Annotated in this window: 6 protein-coding genes; 5 read left to right on the top strand and 1 reads right to left on the bottom strand. The window is 35.8% G+C overall.

Annotation, left to right across the window (positions count from 1 at the left end; all coding sequences use genetic code 11):
• Window positions 1-94 precede the first annotated feature (94 nt).
• From ACFIL8_RS08805 to ACFIL8_RS08815, 3 genes are all read left to right on the top strand, one after another.
• Window positions 95-340, top strand: a complete 246-nt coding sequence (locus ACFIL8_RS08805) for a helix-turn-helix transcriptional regulator (RefSeq protein ID WP_375613930.1) — start codon at window positions 95-97, stop codon at window positions 338-340.
• A gap of 99 nt (window positions 341-439) precedes the next feature.
• Window positions 440-805 carry a hypothetical protein gene (locus ACFIL8_RS08810; protein WP_375613931.1) on the top strand — a complete coding sequence of 122 codons (366 nt, stop codon included), beginning with the start codon at window positions 440-442 and terminating at the stop codon, window positions 803-805.
• Between the two features lie 149 nt (window positions 806-954).
• Window positions 955-1,389, top strand: a complete 435-nt coding sequence (locus ACFIL8_RS08815; protein ID WP_375609734.1) for a hypothetical protein — start codon at window positions 955-957, stop codon at window positions 1,387-1,389.
• A gap of 1 nt (window position 1,390) precedes the next feature.
• Here the strand turns inward: ACFIL8_RS08815 and ACFIL8_RS08820 are convergent, their stop codons facing one another.
• Window positions 1,391-2,263, bottom strand: coding sequence for a hypothetical protein (locus ACFIL8_RS08820; RefSeq protein WP_375682024.1), 873 nt, complete (start codon window positions 2,261-2,263; stop codon window positions 1,391-1,393).
• Window positions 2,264-2,292: 29 nt separating this feature from the next.
• Here ACFIL8_RS08820 and ACFIL8_RS08825 point away from each other — a divergent pair, with 29 nt between their 5' ends.
• Both ACFIL8_RS08825 and ACFIL8_RS08830 read left to right on the top strand, forming a co-directional pair.
• On the top strand, window positions 2,293-2,451 hold the full coding sequence (locus tag ACFIL8_RS08825; RefSeq protein WP_375613935.1) for a hypothetical protein: 159 nt from the start codon (window positions 2,293-2,295) through the stop codon (window positions 2,449-2,451).
• On the top strand, window positions 2,441-2,785 hold the full coding sequence (locus tag ACFIL8_RS08830) for a DUF1376 domain-containing protein (RefSeq protein ID WP_375613934.1): 345 nt from the start codon (window positions 2,441-2,443) through the stop codon (window positions 2,783-2,785). Before ACFIL8_RS08825 ends, ACFIL8_RS08830 begins: the two co-directional genes overlap by 11 nt.
• The last annotated feature ends 120 nt before the right edge of the window (window positions 2,786-2,905 follow it).

Raw genomic sequence — 2,905 nt, forward strand, 5'->3', positions numbered from 1 at the left:
TTACTTATGATTTTAAAATTAAAAAAATCTATTGTTTTTTTTAATTAACTCTATACAATTGCGTATATGGTTAAAATTAAGGAGCTTAACTCAAATGGACACAGAGGAAAAATTAAAGATTAAATCTATCCGAAAGTGTTTATCGCTAACACAAAAGGAATTAGCAGATATTTTAGGTGTTAAGCAAGCTTCTGTTTGTCGTTGGGAACAAGGCAAAGGACTATCTTTAAATAGTTATTTAAAGCTGCAAAAGTTGAATGATAGTTCTAGCTCTAGTTCTGCTTTTATTGCTGCTTCTACAGAAAAGAATGAACATCAACAGCACCATTCACACTCTTAAAGAAGAAAGATCATGAGAAACGGAATATTGAAGAAACTCTACACACGGATTTGTAGATTAATAGGTTGTAATACGAAAATTGAGAATGGAGGTAAGTTTGTGAAAGAATTTATACAAATACCGGATCGTGATTGTAGCATAGAAGATCTTATAAAACGACATAGAACTCATACAAAAATTCTTGCAAAACAAGAAGAATGGCATAAGTCACAATTTGATAGTTGGATGAGATGGCATGAAGCAACTCTTGCAGAGCGAGATAAGTCAATTGAACAACAGCAAGTAGTACTTGAAAACCTATCCTCTTTAATTAAGCAAAAAAATGAAACGCTATACAGCCAAAGGCTAAAGTTAGCTTCACAGATGAAAGTTATTGATGAATTAAACAATAAAATCACTGAGTTAATCAACAAAAAAGAAGAACCGAGATTGATCGATTTTATTTTTGCAGGAGAAGTTTTTTAACTTGCGTCATTTGAGCCAAAAATGAGGATTGTTAATTAACAATGAATCATTGCGAGGTTCCTTTTTCAAAAACATTTTTGCAAGACAGGCAATCACAACGCGCCCTGTCACAACAGCAGCATTTAGACTCTTAAAAAGAAAGATCAGAGATGATAGATGTCCCACATATCACTATAAGCAAGGTCAAGTTGATTAATCTTGTTAATAAGATTGGACGTGAAGACATATATTATGGTGTTCGCTCGCCTAATCAGACATGTGAAAGTTGCATAGATCCCTCATCAACAGGTTATCTTATCTATATACTGCAAAATATTTTTGCGCGTGATGATAGAAATTATTTTCCGTTATTGCCATACGATGATTTTAATCAGTGGTTTTCATCTGCCTTTACGCAAGCTTTTACAACTTGGTTTGATAATTATTTTTCTCAAGATTTGTCATCTTTTCATCGCCTAAATGAGCTACTTTTGTTTACAGCTTTAGTCGAAAGTAATCTTGGCTTCTTAAGGGATGACCTCATCAAAAAAAGAGAAGAAGAAATCAAATTAATAAATGATGCGTGTAGTGTGCGTCTGAATTGAGTTAATCCACTTTTTTAAAGTCTATGAGGCTGGTTTGTGTTGTTACAGTCATTTTTGTTTCTGGTTGCAGTGGGGATGTATGGGTAATGATTAAAGTAACTTGGTCTTTTATATCTTCTTCACGTGCTGCTACAAAAATAAGGATTTTTGAAGGTTTGCCTTCTGAGGGAGCTATAGAAATATTAACATCGATTTCTTGTCCCGTTCGAAAATCCTTTGCTTTATCACAGAAGCCAGGGAATACTCGCGATTCTGCAACCGCCTCAGGATTAACATATGGTGATTGTATTTGCCAAGTTTTTTGCCTAGGTTTGTATATGATGCCATATCCAAGAATAAAGCGAGAACTATCTTTTAGCTTTATATTTAAAATATGGACGACAGTTTGTGCATTATTTTCTACCTTTAAGAAAAGAAGCGTCCACTTGTCCTTTGTTGGAAGATGCGGTCCAGTTGCATATATGGAAAGTGGCGGTCCTAAATCCTGTACTCTTTTGTTATCTAACAAAATTTTAATATGTTCTTCTGACCATTTGGCAAGATCTTTTGTCGATATTGCTTGCTCTTTAAGAACTATCGTCTGTTCTTGGCTTTCTGCAAATTGCTTGCTTATCCATTCTCTATCTTCTTCTCGTTTTTTTGCAGCTGTTTCTAAATCATCTTTGCGGATTTTAGCGGCTTCTTTACGGTCTTTATTTCTTAAAATAAGCGCTACAGAAAGCGACACAGCAAATGACACAAAACCTGTAAGAAGTATCTTTATCCATTCTTGCATCTTTCCCCTCCCCACTTTTTTAGAATCGTTGGGAGGATACTTTTTCATAAACATTTTTTCAAGACAGGCAATCACAACACGCTCTGTCATAGCAAACATATAAATACGTAGAGCCTTAAGGGGGGATTATGATCACTAACGCACAAACCATTTTATGTCTTGATCTAGGGACCAAGACAGGCTGGGCAATATGTGCAAAAGGGCATACGCCTAAAGACGACAACGAAGCAGATGCTTTAGCAATTTTATATTTAATGAAAGAAGGGGAAACCACTAATGTCAAATAAAAACCAATGGATAAAAATTAATGTAGAAAAATGGCTTCTTGATCTCGCTGATTTACCTCCTACTGAAGGCAATATTTACATGAGGTTGCGATTAAAAATGTTACACACTGGGAAGCCTCTTACAAACAATTTACGAGCCTTGTCCTCATTAGCTCGCTGTTCAATTGACGAGCTTGATGATGCGCTAGATCTCTTAGCTGAAACTGGACACATCTTTCTTTTTGACGACAACCACATCTGGAGTCCAGATGTTGAAGAAGAGCTGAAGAACAACAATCAACAATCAGAAATCGCATGGCATAAGCACAGGGAGGACAAAGAGAATGTCCAGTAAATTACCGTGGACGAGGCTTTTTGCAGATAGGTGGGCAGTAGTTGTCGATTATTTACCTCCTGTAGAAGGTAATATCTATATGAGATTGCGGTTTCGCATGCTTCGTACTGGTGAACCTCT

It is taken from the genome of Bartonella sp. AP57NXGY (assembly GCF_042195805.1).
GTDB lineage: Bacteria > Pseudomonadota > Alphaproteobacteria > Rhizobiales > Rhizobiaceae > Bartonella.

Bases quoted from the DNA above. Each gene is read 5' to 3' on its own strand.
- ACFIL8_RS08805 (WP_375613930.1), top strand. From the start codon at position 95: ATGGACACAGAGGAAAAATTAAAGATTAAATCTATCCGAAAGTGTTTA.
- ACFIL8_RS08815 (WP_375609734.1), top strand. From the start codon at position 955: ATGATAGATGTCCCACATATCACTATAAGCAAGGTCAAGTTGATTAAT.
- ACFIL8_RS08820 (WP_375682024.1), bottom strand. From the start codon at position 2,263: ATGTTTGCTATGACAGAGCGTGTTGTGATTGCCTGTCTTGAAAAAATG.
- ACFIL8_RS08825 (WP_375613935.1), top strand. From the start codon at position 2,293: ATGATCACTAACGCACAAACCATTTTATGTCTTGATCTAGGGACCAAG.
- ACFIL8_RS08830 (WP_375613934.1), top strand. From the start codon at position 2,441: ATGTCAAATAAAAACCAATGGATAAAAATTAATGTAGAAAAATGGCTT.